At 34.5% G+C, this 20,689-nt stretch carries 17 protein-coding genes; 10 read left to right on the top strand and 7 right to left on the bottom strand.

Features of this window, described 5'->3' with window-relative positions:
- The first annotated feature begins 138 nt into the window (after positions 1-138).
- The 3 genes from gcvT to ACNQGN_RS05780 all read left to right on the top strand — a co-directional run bounded on the left by gcvT (position 139) and on the right by ACNQGN_RS05780 (position 4,072).
- The gene (gene gcvT / locus ACNQGN_RS05790; protein ID WP_417986900.1) at positions 139-1,221 is read left to right on the top strand and encodes a glycine cleavage system aminomethyltransferase GcvT; all 1,083 of its coding nucleotides are present in this window, start codon (positions 139-141) and stop codon (positions 1,219-1,221) included.
- A gap of 6 nt (positions 1,222-1,227) precedes the next feature.
- Entirely contained in the window at positions 1,228-3,258 is a 2,031-nt protein-coding gene (locus ACNQGN_RS05785; protein ID WP_417986899.1) for a S41 family peptidase, read from the top strand.
- Between the two features lie 103 nt (positions 3,259-3,361).
- Entirely contained in the window at positions 3,362-4,072 is a 711-nt protein-coding gene (locus tag ACNQGN_RS05780) for a YebC/PmpR family DNA-binding transcriptional regulator (protein WP_417986898.1), read from the top strand.
- A 226-nt stretch (positions 4,073-4,298) separates the two neighbouring features.
- Here ACNQGN_RS05780 and ACNQGN_RS05775 read toward each other — a convergent pair whose 3' ends face one another.
- Both ACNQGN_RS05775 and ACNQGN_RS05770 read right to left on the bottom strand, forming a co-directional pair.
- On the bottom strand, positions 4,299-5,339 hold the full coding sequence (locus ACNQGN_RS05775) for a cysteate synthase (protein ID WP_417986897.1): 1,041 nt from the start codon (positions 5,337-5,339) through the stop codon (positions 4,299-4,301).
- 71 nt (positions 5,340-5,410) lie between these two features.
- Complete coding sequence (locus ACNQGN_RS05770; protein ID WP_417986896.1) at positions 5,411-7,471, bottom strand: S9 family peptidase; 2,061 nt, start codon at positions 7,469-7,471, stop codon at positions 5,411-5,413.
- A 140-nt stretch (positions 7,472-7,611) separates the two neighbouring features.
- Here ACNQGN_RS05770 and ACNQGN_RS05765 point away from each other — a divergent pair, with 140 nt between their 5' ends.
- Positions 7,612-7,932, top strand: coding sequence for a YbaB/EbfC family nucleoid-associated protein (locus tag ACNQGN_RS05765; protein WP_417986895.1), 321 nt, complete (start codon positions 7,612-7,614; stop codon positions 7,930-7,932).
- 83 nt (positions 7,933-8,015) lie between these two features.
- Here the strand turns inward: ACNQGN_RS05765 and ACNQGN_RS05760 are convergent, their stop codons facing one another.
- Positions 8,016-9,038 (bottom strand): threonine aldolase family protein, encoded by a 1,023-nt coding sequence (locus tag ACNQGN_RS05760; RefSeq protein ID WP_417986894.1) that lies wholly within the window; start codon positions 9,036-9,038, stop codon positions 8,016-8,018.
- Positions 9,039-9,189: 151 nt separating this feature from the next.
- Between ACNQGN_RS05760 and prfB the strand changes: the two genes are divergently transcribed.
- A protein-coding gene (gene prfB / locus ACNQGN_RS05755) for a peptide chain release factor 2 (RefSeq protein WP_417986893.1) occupies positions 9,190-10,288 on the top strand; the annotation gives its coding sequence in 2 pieces (ribosomal slippage) (positions 9,190-9,252 and positions 9,254-10,288; 1,098 coding nt in all).
- A 174-nt stretch (positions 10,289-10,462) separates the two neighbouring features.
- Here the strand turns inward: prfB and ACNQGN_RS05750 are convergent.
- The gene (locus ACNQGN_RS05750; RefSeq protein WP_417986892.1) at positions 10,463-11,179 is read right to left on the bottom strand and encodes a L,D-transpeptidase family protein; all 717 of its coding nucleotides are present in this window, start codon (positions 11,177-11,179) and stop codon (positions 10,463-10,465) included.
- A gap of 248 nt (positions 11,180-11,427) precedes the next feature.
- On the opposite strand from ACNQGN_RS05750, the gene lpxD reads away from it, so the two are divergent.
- The 3 genes from lpxD to ACNQGN_RS05735 all read left to right on the top strand — a co-directional run bounded on the left by lpxD (position 11,428) and on the right by ACNQGN_RS05735 (position 15,918).
- Positions 11,428-12,426 carry a UDP-3-O-(3-hydroxymyristoyl)glucosamine N-acyltransferase gene (gene lpxD, locus ACNQGN_RS05745; protein ID WP_417986891.1) on the top strand — a complete coding sequence of 333 codons (999 nt, stop codon included), beginning with the start codon at positions 11,428-11,430 and terminating at the stop codon, positions 12,424-12,426.
- A gap of 167 nt (positions 12,427-12,593) precedes the next feature.
- Positions 12,594-14,222 (top strand): acyl-CoA carboxylase subunit beta, encoded by a 1,629-nt coding sequence (locus ACNQGN_RS05740; protein ID WP_417986890.1) that lies wholly within the window; start codon positions 12,594-12,596, stop codon positions 14,220-14,222.
- A 112-nt stretch (positions 14,223-14,334) separates the two neighbouring features.
- Positions 14,335-15,918, top strand: a complete 1,584-nt coding sequence (locus ACNQGN_RS05735; RefSeq protein WP_417986889.1) for a S41 family peptidase — start codon at positions 14,335-14,337, stop codon at positions 15,916-15,918.
- Between the two features lie 429 nt (positions 15,919-16,347).
- On the opposite strand, the gene ACNQGN_RS05730 is transcribed toward ACNQGN_RS05735, so the two are convergent.
- On the bottom strand, positions 16,348-17,271 hold the full coding sequence (locus ACNQGN_RS05730) for a bifunctional helix-turn-helix transcriptional regulator/GNAT family N-acetyltransferase (protein WP_417986888.1): 924 nt from the start codon (positions 17,269-17,271) through the stop codon (positions 16,348-16,350).
- Between the two features lie 468 nt (positions 17,272-17,739).
- Here ACNQGN_RS05730 and ACNQGN_RS05725 point away from each other — a divergent pair, with 468 nt between their 5' ends.
- Positions 17,740-18,162, top strand: coding sequence for a DoxX family protein (locus ACNQGN_RS05725; RefSeq protein WP_417986887.1), 423 nt, complete (start codon positions 17,740-17,742; stop codon positions 18,160-18,162).
- Between the two features lie 53 nt (positions 18,163-18,215).
- Here the strand turns inward: ACNQGN_RS05725 and ACNQGN_RS05720 are convergent, their stop codons facing one another.
- Positions 18,216-19,277, bottom strand: coding sequence for an AMP-binding protein (locus ACNQGN_RS05720; protein WP_417986886.1), 1,062 nt, complete (start codon positions 19,275-19,277; stop codon positions 18,216-18,218).
- A gap of 11 nt (positions 19,278-19,288) precedes the next feature.
- Positions 19,289-20,230, bottom strand: a complete 942-nt coding sequence (locus ACNQGN_RS05715; RefSeq protein ID WP_417986885.1) for a CPBP family intramembrane glutamic endopeptidase — start codon at positions 20,228-20,230, stop codon at positions 19,289-19,291.
- 99 nt (positions 20,231-20,329) lie between these two features.
- On the opposite strand from ACNQGN_RS05715, the gene arsC reads away from it, so the two are divergent.
- Positions 20,330-20,671: an arsenate reductase (glutaredoxin) gene (arsC, locus tag ACNQGN_RS05710; RefSeq protein ID WP_417986884.1), complete on the top strand. Its 342-nt coding sequence runs from the start codon at positions 20,330-20,332 to the stop codon at positions 20,669-20,671.
- Positions 20,672-20,689: the final 18 nt, after the last annotated feature.

Genomic DNA, 20,689 nt, shown 5'->3' with positions numbered 1-20,689 from the left:
ATCCTGATAATTATTTTTTTGAAATTGATCGGCACGTTATTCCGAAAACGTTTGAAACTTTAAACTTTGCGCTCCACATCTTTGCCACCCGAAATAAAATCAATAAATTAGCCACTTCAAATCCTTTACAAAATAACAATGAAAAATACTGCGCTTACGCACATACACGAGAGTTTGGGAGCTAAAATGCTTCCGTTTGCCGGATACAATATGCCTATTCTATATGAAGGGGTGAATGCAGAACATGAAACGGTTCGAAATGCCGTAGGTGTTTTTGATGTTTCTCACATGGGTGAATTCTTATTAACCGGACCAAATGCGTTGGCTTTGATACAAAAAGTAACCTCTAATGACGCGTCTACTTTGACCATCGGAAGGGCACAGTATTCTTGTTTACCTAACAATGACGGGGGAATTGTAGATGATTTGATCGTTTACAAAATGAAAGAAGAACAGTATTTATTAGTAGTGAATGCTTCGAATATCGATAAAGACTGGGATTGGATTTCTGCACATAATGATCTGGGTGTGGTAATGAAAAATTTATCTGATGACTATTCCCTACTGGCAATTCAAGGTCCAAAAGCTGTTGAAGCCATGCAATCTTTGTCGGCTATTGATTTATCGGCTATTCCGTATTACCATTTTGAAGTAGGTGATTTTGCAGGAATTGACAACGTAATTATTTCAGCTACAGGTTACACTGGTTCCGGAGGATTCGAGATCTATTGCAAAAATTCAGAAGTAGAACAAATTTGGAATGCCGTTTTTGAAGCCGGTGCTCCTTTTGGAATTAAACCAATTGGTCTTGCCGCTCGTGATACCTTACGATTGGAAATGGGTTTCTGTTTGTACGGAAATGACATTAACGACACCACTTCTCCACTTGAAGCTGGCTTGGGATGGATTACTAAATTCACAAAAGAATTCACCAATTCAGAAAATCTGAAAAAACAAAAAGAAGCGGGAGTTTCTAAAAAATTAGTGGCTTTTGAAATGCAGGAACGTGCTGTCCCAAGACATGATTATGAAATCGTGGATGCGTCAGGGAATTCAATAGGAATTGTAACCTCAGGAACAATGTCCCCTTCAATGAATAAAGGAATCGGCTTAGGCTACGTTACAACTGAAAACAGCGCCTTAGACAAAGACATATTCATTAGAATCCGTAAAAATGATGTTCCTGCCAAAGTAGTAAAATTACCTTTTTACAAGAAATAAAAATAAATGAAGAAAATTTCACTCGTATTATTCTTGACTACATTTTCACTATTTGGTCAAAATGATGCCAAAACTTGTGAAATACTTTCTAAAATAAATGCGTTAATTCAGCGCGAACATATTAATCCAAAACCGGTAGACGACAGTTTATCGGTTTTTGTTTTTGATCGCTTTATTGATGAGCTTGATCCTTCGAGAAATGTTTTTCTGAAATCAGAATATGATATTTTATCGCAAAAATACCGTTTGAATATTGACAATTTTATCAAGGATAGAGACTGTACTTTCCTAACCGCCATTTCTTCTGTTTACAAAAAAGATATTTTACGAAATAAGGCTATTTTAGAAAAAATTGACAAAGAAACCATCGACTACCATCTGAAAGACACGATTCGGTTTTATAAAAAAGCATTTCCAATCTATTTACAGGACAATCAAGCTGAAAAAGTTTGGCGAAAAAAAATTCGTTATGAAATTCTGGATGCTATTGTTCAGGTAAGCAAAAATCTGGATTCCATTAAAACTAATTTTAATACATTAGCACTACATTCTAAAAGCACCATTATTCAAAATGAACTGTGCAGAATAAATAGCATTTTACAAAATGAATCTGGTTTACAGGAAAGTCTTTACAATCACTTTTGCAGTTACTTTGACCCACACACCGCTTATTTTAGTGATGATTCTAAGTCCAGTTTTGTAGCTTCGTTATCAAAAGAGCATTTATCATTAGGACTGAATGTAAGCTTAAATGAAAAAAGTGAAATTATTGTAGCTGAACTGGATCCAAACGGTCCCGCATTCCTTACCGGAAAAATTAAAAAAGGAGATCAGATTATTTCGATTTCAAATCTTAAGGAAACCTTATTAGTTTCTTGTACTTCACTGGAGTCAATTTCAAATATGATTCTCTCAGAAGCCAACAAAAACATCGTCTTAACATTGCGTCGCAATTCCGGAAAAAGCTTTGAAGTCCTGGTCGAAAAGCAAGTCATAAAAGACGAAGAAAATACTGTTTACAGTTTTATTGTTGAGAAAGAGATCAAAATAGGATATATAAAAATCCCAAGCTTTTATTCTGATTTTGAAGGAAATGGAGGAAAAGGCTGTGCTCAGGATGTTGCAAAAGAAATAATCAAATTACAAAAAGATAAGATCGAAGGATTAGTTATTGATTTAGTTGACAATGGTGGCGGATCGATGGAAGAAGCGATAAAATTAGCTGGGATGTTCATTGATAACGGCCCAATATCCGTAGTAATTGATAATAAAAAAGTACAAGCAACAATTGAAGACCCTTACAAAGGAATGATTTATAAAGATCCGATTGTAATTTTAATAAATGGCAACTCGGCATCGGCAAGTGAGTTTTTCGCATCAGTCCTTCAGGATTACCATCGTGCGTTATTGATTGGCAGTACTACTTTAGGTAAGGCAACAATGCAAACCATCGTTCCATTAGCAGAAAATGACACGGAGAACTTCGTAAAAGTAACAGTCAATAAATTTTATAGAATAACAGGAAAAAGCCACCAAAGCCTGGGCGTTTTTCCAAATATAGCCCTGCCAGAAATCTATGAAACAATATTCCCGAAAGAGAATGACTTTCCTACAGCTTTCAAAAATGACAGCATCACTACTTTCTTTAAATTTACGACTTATGCAAAAAGTAATTTAATTGAAAAAGTAGTAGAAAACAGTAGGCTGAGAATTGTAAACAATGACTATTTTAATGCCATTAAATCAATTAATAAAAGAATTGAAGATTTAGTAAACCAACCGAAAAAAGCAATACCACTGACGTTAGACATGGTTTTTGAGGAACAAAATAAAGTTACTGATTTATGGGAAGATATTAATTCTTTTGATTCTGGAAGTATTGATTTGAATGTCTATAATTCTAATTTAAATAAATTCCTTCTCGCCATTCATCCTTCCGAAAAAACCAACAACCAATTTCAACTGAATGCTTTAAAAACGAATCACTATTTGAATGAGGCAATTACAATAATTGAAGATTTTAATGCTTTAAAATGAAATAAGGGTATCAATTTATTCTTAATTCGTTAAAAGAATTTAATTTGATTTTGGTAAAATAACTAATAACTGTATTTTTGCAGTTCAAAATAATAAACTAGCAATGGGAAGAGCGTTTGAGTTCAGAAAAGGAAGAAAAATGAAACGTTGGTCAGCAATGGCCAAAGCATTTACCAGAATTGGTAAAGATATTGTAATGGCAGTTAAAGAAGGCGGACCTAATCCTGATGCCAACTCAAGATTAAGAGCTGTTATTCAGAATTCCAAGGCAGTTAATATGCCGAAAGAGAATGTAGAACGAGCTATTAAAAAAGCGACAGATAAAGACACAGCTAACTATAAAGAGGTTTTATTTGAAGGATATGCGCCGCACGGTATTGCAATTCTTGTTGAAACCGCTACTGATAATAACAACAGAACCGTTGCTAATGTGAGAAGCTATTTTAACAAATGTAATGGTACAATGGGCACACAAGGCTCGGTTGAATTTATGTTTGACCATACCTGCAACTTTAGAATTCCGGCAAACGGAATTGACCCGGAAGAGTTAGAATTAGAATTAATCGATTTTGGTGCAGAAGAAGTTTTTGAAGACGAAGACGGTATTTTAATCTATGCGCCGTTTGGAAGTTTTGGAACGATTCAAAAAGAATTGGAAAACAGAGGTTTGGAAATTCTTTCTTCTGGATTTGAAAGAATCCCGCAAATAACTAAAAAACTATCTGAAGCCGAAATGGCTGATATAGAAAAACTAATTGAAAAATTGGAAGAAGATGATGACGTGATGAACGTATATCATACGATGGAAGAATAACTGTCCGATTACAATTTTAAGATTGCATAATTCACAAAAACTTCGGATAATTTTCCGGAGTTTTTTTATTTTTAAAGTACTCCATCTTTCATATGAAATAGCAATCTGATAGGCTTGAAGCTTTTAGTTCAGTATTTTTATTTGGTCGAAATTACAGACTGTCCGTATCAAAAACAAAAAACTCCAGATTTCTCCGGAGTCTTTTTATAGCTAATAGCAGAATACTCTACTTTATAAATTCAATTTTTTGAGCTTCTTCTTCGTTGATACTATCAAAGAAACCTTGTTCGTTCATCCAGTCATCACTAAACACTTTACTCATATAACGAGAACCGTGATCTGGAAAAATGGCAATTACATTACTATTTTTGTTAAACTCACCTTCGTCAGCATATTGCTTTATTGCCTGCATTACTGCTCCGGAGGTATACCCTACAAATAAACCTTCTTTTCTGGTAATTTCTCTGGCAGCATGCGCACTTTCTTCATCAGTAACTTTCATGAACTTATCGATAAGGTCAAAATCAGTCGCAGATGGGATTAGATTTTTACCTAAACCTTCTATTCTATAAGGATAAATTTCATCATTATCGAATTCTCTTGTCTCATGGTATTTTTTTAATACCGAACCAAAAGCGTCAACTCCAAGAATTCTAATATTAGGATTTTGTTCTTTTAAATATTTTGCTGTCCCGGAAATGGTTCCTCCTGTACCGCTACAAGCGATAAGGTGCGTGATTTTACCATTTGTTTGTTTCCAAATTTCAGGACCTGTAGATTTATAATGTGCATCTATATTCAATTGATTGAAATATTGATTTATATAAACCGAGCCTTTCGTTTCTTCGTGCAAACGTTTGGCTACATTATAATAAGAACGCTCGTCGTCAGCGGAGACATGTGCGGGACAAACATAAACTTTTGCACCCAAACTACGTAACATGTCTATTTTATCTTTAGATGACTTAGAACTAACAGCAAGAATACAATTGTAGCCTTTTATGATACTTACCATCGCTAAACTAAAACCAGTATTCCCCGATGTAGTTTCAATAATGGTATCACCAGGAGACAAAATCCCCCTTTTCTCAGCTTCTTCGATTATGTATAATGCTATTCTATCTTTAGAAGAATGTCCTGGATTAAAAGCTTCTACCTTTGCGTAGAAATTACCTTCTAACTCTTCGGTGACTTTATTTAGCTTAATAAGTGGAGTGTTACCTATCAATTCTAAAACATTATTATAAGCGTTTATTTCTTCTTTCATAAAAAAATAGTTAGTCGCAGGCCATTTTTAATTTAGCCACGAACGTTGCAAATTTAACAAAAAAATTCTAATTACTTTTTAATTTTCTCTAAATCTAATAAAAAACTAAATTCTTTTGCTAATTCCTTTATAGCTTCAAACCTTCCAGACGCACCTCCGTGACCTGCATCCATGTTAGTATCAAGGTATAAGACATTTTTATCTGTTTTAATTGTTCGCAATTTTGCAACCCACTTCGCTGGCTCCCAATATTGTACTTGTGAATCGTGAAGCCCCGTAGAAACATACATATTAGGGTAATTTTGTTTTTTTATATTATCGTAAGGAGAATAGGACAACATGTATTGGTAATATTTCTTTTTATTTGGATTCCCCCATTCATCGTATTCTCCAGTTGTAAGGGGTATACTATCATCAAGCATGGTAGTAATTACATCTACAAAAGGTACTTGTGCTATTATTCCATGATACAATTCAGGTGCTAAATTCACCACAACTCCCATTAACAATCCCCCGGCAGATCCGCCTTCAGCATATAAATGTTCCGGCGAAGTGTATTTTTGATCGATCAGAAATTTAGAACAATCGATAAAATCAGTGAATGTATTTTTCTTTTTTAATAATTTTCCGTCTTCATACCACTGTCTTCCTAAATCTTCACCGCCTCGAATATGCGCTATGGCAAAAATAAATCCTCTATCTAATAATGTTAATCGTGTCGAAGAGAAAGTGGCATCCATCGAATGCCCATAAGAACCATAAGCATACTGCAATAAAGGATTGCTGCCGTCTTTTTTAAGCTCTTTTCTATACACCATCGAAATTGGAATTTTAGTGCCATCTTTGGCAATTGCCCAAACCCGTTCTTCTTTATAATTGTTTTTGTCGAATTTACCGCCAAGAACCTGCTGCTCTTTTTTGACTTCTTTTTCCTTGGTTCTCATGTTAAAATCAATAACCGAAGAGGGTGTTGCCAGTGATTGGTATCCGTAACGTAAAATTTCTGTTTCAAAATCTACATTGGTCGTTGTATAAGCAGTATACGTTTCGCTTTCAAAAGGCAAATAATATTCCCCTTCTCCGCTCCAAGGCATAATTCTGATTTTGTTCAAACCATTAGAGCGTTCTTCAACCACCAAATAATTTGCGAAAATCTCGATATCTTCCAATAAAACATCTTCTCTGTGGCCAATAACTTCTGTCCAATTTTCATGTGATGTTGCTGTTTCCAACGTTTTCATCAATTTGAAATTCTCAGCCTTGTCTTTATTGGTTAAGATATAAAAACTATCTTTATAATGATTTATGCTATACTCTACACCTCTGATTCGTTTTTGAAAAATTTCAAATTTGCCATCTGGAGTATCTGCATTTAGAATTCTGTATTCTGTTGTCAGTGTGCTTCCAGACTCAATTGCAAGGTATTTTCTAGATTTGGATTTTGCGATTTCGACATTGTATGTATCATCTTTTTCAAAATAAACTAAAATATCATCCGCTTGTTTTGAACCTAATTTATGTTTAAAAATTTTATCAGATCGCAATGTAACTTCGTCTTGTGAAGAATAAAAAACGGTCTTATTATCATTTGCCCAAACAGCAGTTCCCGTAACTTTTTCTATCTTGTCTTCTAAAATCAAGTTGGTTTCCAAACTTTTAACCTGAATGGTATATATTCTCCTTCCAACAGTATCTGTGCTAAAAACGGCTAATTTATTATCCGGACTAATACTCAAACCACCTAACTGAAAATAGGCCTGACCTTTAGCCAGCTCATTACAGTCGAACATAATTTCTTCTTTTGCTGTAAGGCTTTCCTTTTTTCGGGAATAAATAGGATAATCTTTTCCGGTTTCAAAACGGGTTATGTAATAATATCCATTATATAAATAGGGAACAGATTCATCATCTTCCTTGATTCTGCCTTTCATTTCTTCAAACAATTCTTTTTGAAAATCTTTGGTATGAGCAGTCATTTCATGATAGTACTCATTCTCTTTATTCAGGTAATCAATAACCTCCGGATTTTCCCTATTGTTCAACCAAAAATAATTATCGATTCTTTCGTTGCCAAACTTTTCTAATTTTTCAGGTATTATTTTGGCAACTGGTGGTTGTATATTTTCAGGCATTGTTTGCGCTTTTTTATTTATATGAAGTTGCAAAAATAGCATAAACACATTTTAAAACGATTCAATTTTTCATCTAATTTAACATTGCTTATTAGTTCGAATGTAGTAATTTCGTAGTTCAATAATTAAAATTTATCAACATGGATTTAATGGGAATGATGGGTAAACTAAAAGAAACCCAACAAAAAATAGAAGACACTAAAAAACGTTTAGACACTGTTCTTATAGACGAACAAAGTACTGATGGTTTATTGAAAGTTACTTTAACAGCTAATAGAAAAATAAAATCAATCACAATTGACGATTCTTTATTAGAAGACAAAGAGCAATTAGAAGATTATATGATTTTAGTACTAAATAAAGCTATAGAAAAAGCTACTAAAACAAATGAAGCTGAACTTGATGCTGTTGCAAAAATGGACATGCCAATGATTCCTGGAATGGATACTCTTTTTAAATAAAAAAAATTCCTGTTTAAGGTTTAAAGTTCTTGACAATGCTAAAAACTCTAAACCTTAAACAGGAAATAAAATCATTCCAACTACTACACTAATTTCTGTAGTGTTTCCAGAACATACGTATGCATAACTTCCCGATAATCAAGATGCGTTACGATTCTCAATTTTCCATTTCCCATAGAACTGATTGAAATATTTTTTTGCTTCAATAATTCAATTAAATTCTTTTCAATGCAATTTGGAACCAATGAAAAAATCAGGATATTAGTTTCAACCGGTTCTACCGAAGCTACCCAACTTACTTTTTTTAACACCTCACCAATTTCTTTAGCTCTTCTATGATCTTCAGCAAGCCGTTCAATATTATTATCTAAAGCATAAATTCCGGCTGCGGCCAAATACCCTACCTGACGCATACCTCCACCCAATATTTTTCGGATTCGCAATGCGCGGTGAATCGTAGCTTTATCAGCCAGTAAAACCGACCCAATCGGTGCTCCTAAACCTTTAGACAAACAAACCGAAATAGTGTCGAATAATTTCCCAAATGCTTTTGGATCTTGCCTTTTAGCTACCAATGCATTCCAGATACGGGCACCATCCATATGAAATTTCAAATTATTGGCATCGCAAACCTGTTTTATTCTTTGTAAATCTTCCAATTCATAACAGGCTCCACCGCCTTTATTGGTTGTGTTTTCAACACAAACCAAACTCGTTAGCGGACTATGATAAAACTCGGGATCGTTAATCGCTCCTACTACCTGCTCAGCAGTTATCATTCCACGATTCCCATCTAACAGGCAACAGGAAACACCGCTGTTAAAAGAAACTCCTCCGCCTTCATAATGATACACATGTGCATATTTATCAGCAATTAACTGCTCCCCTGGCTGTGTATGCAATTTTATTGCGGTTTGATTTGCCATAGTTCCTGATGGAAAAAAAAGCCCCGCTTCCATGCCAAACATTTCGGCAACTTTAGCTTCAAGTTCAATAACAGTCGGGTCTTGTTTGTAAACGTCATCACCTACTTTAGCATTCAACATATGCACTAACATTTCGCGAGAAGGTTTGGTTATCGTATCGCTAACTAAATTTATTTCCATATTCTAAAAACTATATCTTATTTTTGTGCCACAAAATTACATAATACCGTTTGTTAATTCAAGCTAGTTCAGCTAAAACTAAATTAAATGAAGAATATAACGGCATTTTTTACAAATATTTGAATATAGACCTATTTAATTAATATAATTTATGACAACTACCGAACAAATTAAAGGTATTGTAGAGCGCCTTGGTGCGTTGAGGAGGTATCTTTGACGTTGATGCCAAACTAATTGAAATTTCAAACGAAGAAGAAAAAACTTTTGCGCCAGACTTTTGGAATAATCCAAAAGAAGCTGAATTAATTGTAAAGAATCTTAGAAATAAGAAAAAGTGGATTGAAGATTACAACAAAGCTGTCGAAATGACTGATGAGTTGCAACTGGCCTATGATTTTTATAAAGAAGGAGAACTTACAGCTGAAGAGTTAGACCATCAATATACCGTGACCCAAGCTCATATTGAAGCAATCGAATTCAAAAACATGCTTTCGGACGAAGGCGATACTTTGAGTGCTGTTGTACAAATAACAGCTGGAGCAGGAGGAACTGAAAGTTGTGACTGGGCCGAAATGCTGATGCGTATGTATATGATGTGGGGAGAAAAATACGGTTATAAAATTAAAGAACTGAATTTCCAAAAAGGAGAGTCTGCCGGCATAAAAACCGTAACACTCGAATTTGAAGGCGATTATTCGTTTGGCTACTTAAAAGGAGAAAACGGCGTACACAGACTGGTCCGAATTTCACCTTTTGACAGTAATGCCAAGCGTCATACTTCATTTGCTTCCGTTTATGTTTATCCGCTTGTAGATGATAGTATCGAAATTGATATTAATCCTGCTGATATTGAAATTACAACTTCACGATCCAGTGGTGCCGGAGGACAAAATGTAAATAAGGTAGAGACCAAAGTACAATTGTTTCACAAACCAACCGGAATTCAAATACAATGTTCAGAAACGCGGTCCCAACAAGACAACAGACAGCGTGCAATGCAAATGTTACGATCTCAATTATACGAGATTGAGTTAAAAAAGAAACAGGCACAACGCGCTGATATTGAAGCTGGAAAAATGAAAATAGAATGGGGCTCACAAATCCGGAATTATGTCATGCAACCCTATAAATTAGTCAAAGATGTTCGCACCGGATACGAAACGAGTAATGTTGATGGTGTTATGAATGGAGAGATTGATGAGTTTCTAAAAGCCTATCTGATGATGATGGGGCAGAAAGAAGAGCAATAGTCTATTGTATTCAGACTTCAGTGTTTCACTTCTTGTAAGTAAAAAAAATAAATTAAAAAAATTCGCTCCGCTTTCCTATCGAAATGTTGGAGCGGATTTTTTTTATTATTTCAGTAAATAGGCAGCACTTTCATTCGGCTTTTTAAACTTTCTCTTTTATAAAATGGAAAACAGTTATAAACCACTGTTTAAAACACTGAAATTACCCATAATAATAGTGGGGTTCAGTTTGGGATTTAACCAGTTTACAATCAACTTCATATTTTCCTCATCTATAGCAACACATCCAGCTGTAAAATAAGGAGCTTTTCCTTTCAAATGGAAAAAGATAGCACTCCCTTTTCCTTTTATAATTGGGTTTGTATTGTATTCTATAACCATACAATACTTGTAAGCACCTGTATTTAACAATAAGTTCTCATACGATTTTGCAGTGGTAGGACCTCGTACATATGTATTATAATCATCTGAATTTGGATCATCAATCCATTTATCCTCCTTAGTTGTAACCTGGTTTTCCAGTAGTGTATGCACTTGTTTCTCATACGTGTACAGTTTTCCCAAACGAAAGATTCCAGTTGGAGACTTGCCGTCACCTTCCTGTTTATTAAGTGGCATTGCAAAACCGTTCTTTCCTATTCCAACTGCTACCGGATCATATTTTACCACCCACTTTTTCTCCTTTTTCTCTAAGGCTACAAAAAAAGCACTATAACTTTCTGGCTGATAATTATACACCACCAACAATTGTTCGGTATTATCTAACTTACTTTTATTACGCTCTGCAATTAATAATGCATTTTCAATCGTACTATTATTTGTTTGTGCACGCAGGCAATTACAAAAAAACAGCACTGCGGACAAAAACAAAAATCTGTTTAAAAGTTTCATTTTGGATAGTATTTAATAGCTGATAAGCAAGTCCTGTTAGCTTTGTAAATTTAATTTTACGTGTACGAACAAACAAAGCAAATATATAGTAAAACTATTCGCATCTGGCAATCGCAATTAAAATCACCACTTCCATTACAGACAAATAGTGTTTATATTCGTGTTAAAGAATCTCGAAATATTAGGAATTATAACACCAATTTGTTTTATTTGATGACAATAACAAACCCAAATCCAATATATACTTCATGAAATCCTATTCCATCCAAGAAATAAATGAAATTTTAAAAGGAGTTATTGTCGGCAATACGATCCAAAATATCACTGCACCTGAACAACTTGAAGCTGCAAATGAATCCGAAATTTCTTTTATTGGAAACAAAAAATACGAAAAATTATGGGCAACATCCAAAGCTTGTGTAGCCGTTGTAAATGAAGATATTTCAATAGAACCGGGAGAAAACAGAGCTTTCATTAAAGTGAAAAATGCTGATTTAGCCATGTCGCAAGTTTTAGCTCTTTTTGCACCTCCAACCCCAATATTTGCTATTGATATTCACCCAACTGCAGTTATCGATCCGACAGTAATTATTTGCAATGGTGTTAGAATTGGAGCGGGCTGTTATATAGGACCTAAAGTTGTGCTGGGCGATAATTCAACCATCTATCCAAATGTTACTATTCTGGATGAATGCACGCTGGGAAAAAACACTGTGATCTGGTCCGGAACAGTAATTAGAGAACGTTGTCATATCGGAAATGATTGTATTATACATCCCAACGCTACAATTGGAGCCGATGGCTTTGGTTTTCGACCTGATCCCGAAAGAGGTTTGGTAAAAATTCCACAAATTGGAAATGTTATTATAGGTAATAATGTTGAAATTGGTGCCAACACCTGTGTTGACCGCGGAAAATTCAGTTCTACGGTTTTAGGCGATGGCTGTAAAATCGATAATTTAGTCCAAATTGGGCATAACAGTAAACTAGGTCGTTTTTGCATTATGGCTGGAAATAGTGGACTGGCCGGTTCTGTAACGTTAGGAAACGGTGTCATTATAGGTGGAAGCGCTTCCATAAAGGACCACACAACAATTGGCGATGGTGCAATTATCGGTGCCGGATCAGGTGTTACAGGAGATATTCCTGCAGGTAAAACAATGTTGGGCTATCCCGCTGTCGAAGCTCGTGATGCACTAAAACAATGGGCCATTTTGAAAAGACTCGTAAATGATTCTAAAAAATAAACAATCACTTTTTTATTAAATTCATAAAAAAACAGGGGTTAGCTTCTGTTTTTTTGTTTTAATACCAAATATACATTCGATTTCCTTTCTAAACCAATAAAAATAATAAAATTTATTTCGTTGGATTTTGTATTTTAGCGCAAACTATTTTTTAACATTATTTCATCATGGATTTGAATTTCAATAAAAACGAAGACCACAATAAACTTTTACTTTCTAATTTAAAGCAAAAACTGACCAAAGTAAAATTAGGGGGTGGTGAGAAACGTATCGAAAAACTACACGGTGAAGGCAAAATGACCGCACGGGAACGTATTGATTATTTACTTGACCCTAAAGCAAAAAGTATTGAGATTGGAGCATTTGTTGGTGAAGGAATGTATGCCGAACACGGCGGTTGTCCTTCTGGTGGCGTTGTTGTTAAAATAGGGTACATCAAAGGAAAGCAATGTATTGTTGTGGCCAATGATGCAACTGTAAAAGCAGGCGCCTGGTTTCCTATTACCGCTAAGAAAAACTTACGTGCACAGGAAATTGCAATGGAAAATCGTTTGCCAATTATTTATTTAGTGGACAGTGCGGGGGTTTATCTGCCATTGCAAGACGAAATTTTTCCTGATAAAGAACATTTTGGTCGAATTTTTAGAAATAATGCTCAAATGAGCAGTATGGGAATTACGCAAATTGCTGCCGTAATGGGAAGTTGTGTTGCCGGTGGTGCCTATCTGCCAATTATGAGCGATGAAGCTTTGATTGTCGAAAAAACAGGAAGTATTTTCCTGGCAGGAAGTTATTTAGTGAAAGCTGCCATTGGCGAAAGCATTGATAATGAAACATTAGGAGGAGCTACAACACATTGTGAAATTTCAGGTGTTACTGATTATAAAGCTAAAGATGACAAAGATGCTTTAGACAAAATAAAAAATATAGTTGACAAAATAGGCGATTTTGACAAAGCCGGTTACAGCCGAATCAAAGCGACGAAACCTGCTTTAGACGAAAATGATATTTATGGTATTTTGCCAAAAGCTCGAAATGAACAGTACGATATGATGGAAATCATCAGTCGCTTAGTTGACAATTCGGAGTTTGAACCGTACAAAGACGGTTATGGTCAAACTATTATCACCGGATATGCACGAATTGATGGTTGGGCAGTGGGAATTGTTGCTAATCAACGAAAAGTGGTAAAAACAAAGAATGGTGAAATGCAATTTGGAGGTGTAATCTACTCGGACAGCGCTGATAAAGCTACCCGTTTCATTGCTAATTGCAACCAGAAAAAAATCCCTTTGGTATTTGTACAGGATGTTACTGGTTTTATGGTTGGATCTAAATCAGAGCATGGTGGCATTATAAAAGATGGTGCTAAAATGGTGAATGCCGTCAGTAATTCAGTTGTCCCAAAATTTACGGTTATTGTAGGAAACTCATATGGTGCCGGAAATTATGCAATGTGTGGAAAAGCATACGACCCCCGATTAATATTTGCGTGGCCAAGTGCTGAATTAGCTGTAATGGGAGGTACACAAGCGGCAAAAGTATTGGCCCAAATTGAAGCTTCTTCACTTAAAGCAAAAGGAGAAGTAGTAGATGAAGCTAAAGAAAAAGAATTATTTGATAAAATAAAAGCACGATATGATGAGCAGGTTTCGCCCTATTACGCAGCTTCCAGATTATGGACTGATGCAATAATTGATCCTTTAGATACCAGAACCTGGATTTCTCTTGGAATTGAAGCCGCGAACCACTCCCCTATTGAAAAGAAATTTAATTTAGGAGTTATTCAGGTTTAGATTTTAGCTATAGCATGTAATTTACAGTAATCAGCCCAGTGATCCCTACAGGCCACTGGTGACTGACCGCTTTCCAAAAGCCTTCGTGGCAAATACAAGCAGTTAAATAATCATGAAAAAAATAGTATTAGTCCTGTTTACATTACTACTCTTTGTTCAATGTGCTTCGGTAAAAAAAAACAACAAGCACCTGAATGATTTAATAGCTGAAGATAAGTTAAAATCAGATGCTGATTTTACTTATAAAAAATTGCGTGATTTGCATCCCAATCTCTACTGGTATATTAGTAAGAATCATTTAGATTATAAGTTTGACAGTCTAAAATCCACCATTACAAAACCGATGACTCGTTTTGAGTTTTACAAAAAAATAAGTCCTGTGGTAGCTGCTGTCCGCCAAGGTCATATAACGGTTTATGCTCCTGTCAAATTAATGACAAAAAAGCAGACCAAAGCACTTCTTAAAAGAGGAACAGGCCCTTTTTCACAATTTGATTTTGAACTTATTGATGAAAAATTATATGTTGTAAAAAACAAGTCTTATGACAAAACTATCAATATTGGCACCGAGGTTGTTGCTGTAAATGGGACAAAGCCACTTAATTTAATTCAGGAATACAATAAATTATATAGCTCTGATGGTTATAATACTACGTTCAAAACTCATTTTTCAGGCAAGCGATTTTCTTCATTTTTCACAAATGAAAACGGAATCAAGGATAGTTTACAATTTGATTTCAAATTTAAGGATAGTACAAGAACAATTACCATCAGAAGAAAAGCAGAAGATTCCACTGGAAAGCATCTAAAAAAAATTCAAAAAAAACGAGTTGCTGTTGATAAAACAAAAGCGAAAGCACATCGTAGAAAGAAAAGAATTAATGGCTACTATTCCATTGAAAAAAAGTACAATAGAAACCTCCATTTTTTAGAAAAAGACAGTAGTGTTGCCGTGATGAAAATCAGAAGTTTCAAAATTGGAGATTCTAAAACTTTTTACAAAGAAAGCTTTAGTAAAATTGCAGCATATCAATCCCAAACACTTATCCTTGATTTGAGAGATAATGGCGGAGGCAGATTAAATGAAGTTGCCGATTTATACTCCTATTTGGCAGACTCCACTTTTGTTTTTTTAGACAAATCTGAAGTAGTTTCAAAGTCCAGTTTATTTAAAGGAGCCTATTTTCACGGTGGTTCTTTTGGCGTTAAAGTTTTAAAAACTATACTTTCTCCTTTAATGTACTCCTATTTAGCACTGACTGTTCATGAAAATAAAGACGGAAAAAATTATTACGCGACACAAACGAAACCTCGCAAAGTGAGCCGAAATACTTTCAAAGGAAAAGTTTATGTTCTTATCAATGGTGGTAGTTTTTCAGCCTCAAGTATCATCTCTTCCAATCTAAAAGGTTCTAAAAGAGCCTTTTTTGTAGGTGAAGAAACTGGAGGCGCATATAATGGGACTATCGCTGGATTTATGCCTCGTATAAAATTGCCAAATACAGATCTGAAAATTCGCATTGGATTAATGTTTATTGCTCCTCACTTCAAAACAGCACCAGAAGGTCGTGGCATATTTCCAGATATGGAAATAATTCCTTCACTTGAAGACCGAATAAAAGAAAATGATCCGGAAATGAATTGGACTCTTAACGATGCAAAATCAGCAATTTCAGTAAGCTCTAAAACAAAATAGACCAGATACTTTATAAAAAATTGAAATTTAAGTATTGTATTATAAATTAGGCTGTTCTTATATCTAATTTTAAAGATTATTTAAAAGTAGTCGTCCTTCTAAGGTTCTGTCGCGTCTGTCGAGCAAAAATCTACTTCAGGAGGTCCTAATAGCTTAAATCTAAGTTTGAAATATACAACTTGAATAGTAGATTTCGGACAACACTTTTAGCAAAAACCACTTTTTTTGTCAAAAGTAAATAAAGTAAAATCCTATTTCTTAAGATTCAAGTCGATTCCTGGTATTCGTTTAGAGCGAAACAAACACGCAACAAAAAAGCATAAAAAAACCGTCTCAAGTTGTGAGACGGCCTCGTTTTTTCCAATGTATAGCGTAAGGCTCAAAATAGTTAGTATTTGGCATCAGAAAGAAGTCGTTAAATAATAGTAATTAAAGTTTAAGATCATAACGTTCGTCACGGAATATGGCACCCCATTGGTTTACTTCTGTTGATTTTGTTAACTTAAACCCAGCTCGTTTATACATCTCAAGGGCCCGTTCCTGCATGCTTGTGGTAAGTAGAAATACACTTTTGAATTGTTGATCATAACAGAAATTTAAAGCATCGTTTAAAAGTTTTTTACCAATTCCCAATCCTCTGAAAGCAGGATCTAATAAAAACCATCTCAGCTGTGCTTCTTCCTCTGTTTGATGTACAATAGCAATACAGCCGATGATACGGTTATTATATTCAGCCATCCAAAGGCGCTCTTTGTCCATTGAGCAATGTTCGAGAAATTGATAGAAAGTCTTTATGACATACGCTTCAAACTCATTTGAAAAGATGGATTCGTTACCATAAATTAGACCATGAAGATAAATTATATAACCAATATCTCCAGGTTTAACATCATAACGATAAGTAATATCTTCTGCTGTTGGTGTATTTGCGTCTCCAGCCAATAACTTCTTTACTGTATACATCGAATCAACCAGTTGCTCTTTTTCGGAGGGCTTCAGCTTTTCGATTCTTAATGCTGTCTGATGATCCGAAATATCATTTAAAGTTTTTATTAGTTCAATTCCCAAAACGGTAAGTACAATATTAAAAGCACGCTTATCTTCACTAGACGATATCTTTTCAATTATCCCCTCTTTTAGCAAACGTTTCAATATCCTGCTTAAATAGCCTTTATCAAGAGTTAGGATTTCACTGATTTCTTGAGCTGTTATACCCTGTGCGCCATTGATTTCATACATAATACGGACTTCCGTTAAAGTATAACTGCTATCAAGATAACGTTGATTTAAGATGTCTAAGTGTGATGTGTAAAACCTGTTAAAGGCCCTAATTTCCGATGTTATATTTTCCATATTGTTCAAAATTTATAATAGTATGGCAAATATACAAATTAGTTGCTTTTATCAACTATATTAATGTAAAAGAAAATTACTATCTAAAAAATTTAGATTCAGGCAGACTAAAGTTACCAAAGTTGTTCCTACTCTCCTAATTGTAAAAATCGTCACCATTAACTATCTTGTATCAAAATCAACTGACCACCGAATTCAGTTTATAAGTGCGCCACTGATTCCAGTACAAAATGCTCCATTTTTTTATGATTTTTCTGTGGTTAAAAGCAGCTATTTTTTTAGTTCTTTTTATTTTTTCACGCATCAATTCGCCTGATTCCAAATCGAATTGCGGAGCGAATTGCCCGATCCAAGATTGCCTCTGCTATATTTAAAGCAAAAAAAGCCTACATTTTGTTTTTTTACAGAATACTTTATATATCACTAAAAATTAGTATCTTAGTGTATAATTTTTAAACCTTTAGTATTATGAGCAACGTAAAAAATTTAAATAAGTGGGCAAATGCACATACTTATTTATCACTTGATTTGGTACGCATAGCGCTTGGTGTCTTTTTGTTTATGAAAGGAATTTCTTTTATAACAAACATCCAATATTTACATGATTTAATATCACCTATTGACAAAATTGGTGGCGGAATGTTTCTTATACATTATATCGCACCGGCACATATGGTTGGCGGGATAATGATTGCATTTGGTTTGCTTACCAGATGGGCCATAATAGCGCAATTACCGATATTGTTAGGAGCTGTTACGGTAAATTTTATGGGAGAAATGCAATCTCAAAACTTATTGTTAGCAATTGCCACCCTTGGTATCTGCGTCTTTTTCTTGTTTTATGGAAGTGGTAAACATTCTGCAGATTACTATTTTAAAATGCAACAATAATAAAAACTAAAAAAGCATCTCGTTTTCAAGAAAAACGGGATGCTTTTTTATACCTAATAAATAATACTCTGAATATTCTCCAGAATTTCTTTCCTTTTTATTTTTCCATTTTCTGTTTCAATAAATTTTGAAACATAAAACACTTCTTTAGGCTTCTCGTATTTATCTAAACCCTCAAAGATAGTTTCGTCCAACGGTTGTTTTTCACCTTCAATAATCAGCGCTAATTTTTCACCCAAAATAGCATCCTCAATTCCTGTCACAAAAAATCTTGAGTGAATCTTGTTAGACAGTTTTTCCTCAATTTGCTCCGGAATAAGCTTAATTCCTCCACTATTTACAACATTATCAATACGCCCTAAGAAAACAAATTCTTTGTCATTTACCAATTCAACTAAATCATTGGTTACTATTTTTTCTTCGGAAATTTTTGGTGCATCAATCACCAGACAATTTCTATCGTCCTGCGAAATTTTTATATTCGGTAAAACAGAGAATGTTTTCCCTCCTATTTTCTTGGCTGCAATATGAGTAATGGTTTCTGTCATACCATACGTTTCATATCCTTTGGTACTCAATTTAGAAAGACTGTTTTCTAGTGATTTGCTCATTTTAGCACCGCCAACAATCATTTTTTTTACGTTTTTTAATTCCTTCAACGAATTCTGCGCTTGCAAAGGCACCATCGCAACAAAATCATATTTCGTATCATTTTGCAGCATCGGATGTGCACTTGGTGCTACAAAATCCATATCAAGACCCAAAATAAAGCCTCTGACAAACATCATTTTTCCAGCAATATATTTAGTCGGCAAACAATGTAACGCTTTATCTCCCGGACGTAAATCAAAAAAATCACCTGTAGCCAAAGCCGAATTCACCATGGCCTGTTTGTCCATTTGAATAATCTTTGATTTGCCAGTAGTTCCTGATGTGTTTAACTCGACATAGCTCTTCTTATCAAACCAATCGAGTATAAAATCCCCAACAGATTTTTCAAACTCTTCACCTTCCTTTATAAAACTGTACGCTACCCTGCATAAATCTTTGCGATTCAAATGAAATCCATTCAGTTTAAAATGATTGTGTACATTTTTGTAAGTAATTGCATCCATAATAATGTATTTTATTTTAAATTATTAAAAGCTACCGGCTCCTCAATTTTTCCTGTTAATTTCGCTTTCCAGTCTGTCCATTTGTATTTTTTACTAAAGATAAATAAAAGTATTGGGTAAATGATAACGACAGGTAATATAACATCTAAACCAGCGGAAGGATCCGAAATATCTTTAAAAATAGAATGGGTCTGAAACGCGGACCAATCAGAAGTAATCAATAAAGCGCTAACTAAGTTATTGGCGGCATGAAAGCCCAATGCCAATTCCATTCCCTCATCCATCAAAGTCATTATTCCCAATAATAATCCGGTACCTATATAATACACAAAAACAACATTCCCAATTTTAGCGACTTCGGGGTTTGAAATGTGCATAGCGCCAAAAACAATAGAAGTCATCAGTAACGGAAACCATTTATTCTTAGCAAGATTGGCAAAACCCTGCATCAAATAACCACGAAAAATATATTCCTCGGTACTGGTTTGAATTGGAATTAATACCGTTCCGATAAGCACCAAAATTGCGAATGGAACAGGTTTAAAATTGATTACAAAATCCTCGGGATTTGAAAAATAAAACAATACTGTTGAAATGATCATAAAAACTGACCAGACAGAAAACGAAAAAAACACCCTGTTCCAATCCATTTTCTTTCTGGATGTTGTAATAGAAAGTAGCGTTTGATTGTGTAAATATTTGACAACAAAGTAAATCCCAAACATTGCAAAAACAAACGAAATCAATATCAGAAACAAGGTCAAATTAGGCTCAAAAAAACGCATAACATCAGTATTGTTTGTCGGATATGGCTTTCCGTTTACCAAGGTTTCATAAAGCAAAGCTCCCAGTAAAAATACCTGACCTAAAAAGGAAGCCAAAATAATTATCAATGAGCCTACAATGTACTTCCAAAACTTATTCTCAGACTTTATCCCCTGCTCTATAAACATAGATTTTTGTTTTTATAAATTACTAAAATTAGAATAACAAATTATACTTTTGTCACTCTTATTGTAAGAGTTCGATTCTAAATTACCTAAAAAAAATAGATGATACAAATATACCACAATCCGCGTTGCGGAAAATCAAGAAACTGCCTGGCTTTACTAAAAGAATCCGAAAAAGAGATCGAAATCATTAATTATCTGGATACTGTTCCCACATTTGACGAATTAAAAAGTCTTATCCAAAAACTAAATTTTGAGCCGCTGGCTTTAGTGCGCCAAAAAGAGAAAATCTGGATTGAAAATTTCAAAAATAAAGCAATGAATAATGACGAAATTATTCAGGCCATGGTGACCTATCCCATTCTGATTGAAAGACCTATTGTTATCCGGGAAAACAAAGCGATAGTAGGAAGAGATCTGGATAATGTGGTTAATTTTCTGTAATTAAATTAACAATTTTTT

The sequence above is a fragment of the Flavobacterium rhamnosi genome (assembly GCF_048286515.1).
Classification (GTDB): Bacteria; Bacteroidota; Bacteroidia; order Flavobacteriales; family Flavobacteriaceae; genus Flavobacterium.
Note: the sequence above shows the minus strand (reverse complement) of the source record. Positions and strands in the feature narration are given on the sequence as shown.